General features: G+C 36.6%; 1 protein-coding gene. It reads right to left on the reverse strand.

Going from position 1 to position 1,323, the window contains the following annotated elements; genetic code table 11:
• Positions 1 to 36: 36 nt before the first annotated feature.
• The gene (locus WS44_RS09320) at positions 37 to 1,317 is read right to left on the reverse strand and encodes an IS3 family transposase (RefSeq protein ID WP_288145743.1); all 1,281 of its coding nucleotides are present in this window, start codon (positions 1,315 to 1,317) and stop codon (positions 37 to 39) included.
• Positions 1,318 to 1,323 lie beyond the last annotated feature (6 nt).

Genomic DNA, 1,323 nt, shown 5'->3' on the forward strand with positions numbered 1-1,323 from the left:
TGTAGTGACCCGCATTTTTCGGACACTTTATTGATATTATGCGACTAAGGACTTATTCCGATATTCTATCGGAGTAAGTTCTTTTAGTTTATCCTTAGTTCTTTCCGTATTGTAATAGTCTATATATTTTCTGATAGCTTGCTCTAATTCGTCAAGTGAAGCATATTTCTTCTCCTGACCATAGAACATTTCACGTTTGAGAATGCCAAAGAAGCCCTCCATTAAGCCATCATCTGGAGAACAGCCTTTTCTAGACATGCTTTGTTCAATACCGCGAATAGCTAGTTCATGTTGATAAGCCTTGTGTTGGTATTGCCAGCCTCGATCTGTATGAAAGATTAAACCATTTAGTGCCTGATTAGTTTTAAAAGCATCATCCAACATTGACATCACTTGTTTCAGATTAGGATGACGAGAAATATTATAAGCAACGATATCACGTCCGCAGCCATCAATAATAGGTGATAAATAGAGTTTCTTACCCCTTAGATTGAATTCGGTAATATCGGTATACCATTTCATATTCGGTCTTAAAGCAAAGAATTTGCGTTTAATTAAGTCTGGTTTGATTCTGCCTTTAATATCTCCTTGATAGCTGCTATATGGATGTCTACGCTTCATCACATAACCGTACAAATCCATTTTGCGCATTAAACGATTAACAGTTTTACGATTAATCTGATAGCCTTCACGATGCAAAATATGTGTAATACGACGATAACCTGGGGCAACATAACGATTCTTAATCTCATCATAGATCTCCCGAATGCGCATCATCACATCACTATGATGAACTTGATCCTTATCCTCACGAGTATAAACGTCATAGTAGTTACTGCGTGAGATGTGCGGCAGATCTTCATTAGCGTTAATAATTTCAATGATCTTCTTTACTGCGAGCCCCAGTTCATGCCTCAATTCGGTAACAGCTTGTGCTATTTCTGTTTTGGTTGGCTCTTTCTTTTTTGAACCAAGGCATCCAATTTTTTTATATATGCGTTTTCGACAGTAAGCTTTAAATTCTGGCGACGCAACTTGGCGTTTTCTTGCTTGAGCCGTTCTAATTCGTTTAACTCTTTCTTGCTCATGGATTCGTCGTCCTTTCTTCTTGATAACGACATTATATCCATTTTCTTTGTAAGAGCGAATCCAATTGCTTAACATACCATTACCAGGCAAACCTAGATCAAGTGCTACTGCATTAATCGATTCATTTCCTAAAAGCACTCTTTTTATGGCATGTTCTTTATACTCTTTTGAGTAATGCGTATAAGATTTATCAAGTACTGATAAGCCATGAATTTTAATTAAATTTATTAGATA

The sequence above is a fragment of the Lactobacillus sp. N54.MGS-719 genome (genome assembly GCF_000980505.1).
Lineage (GTDB): Bacteria > Bacillota > Bacilli > Lactobacillales > Lactobacillaceae > Lactobacillus > Lactobacillus amylovorus.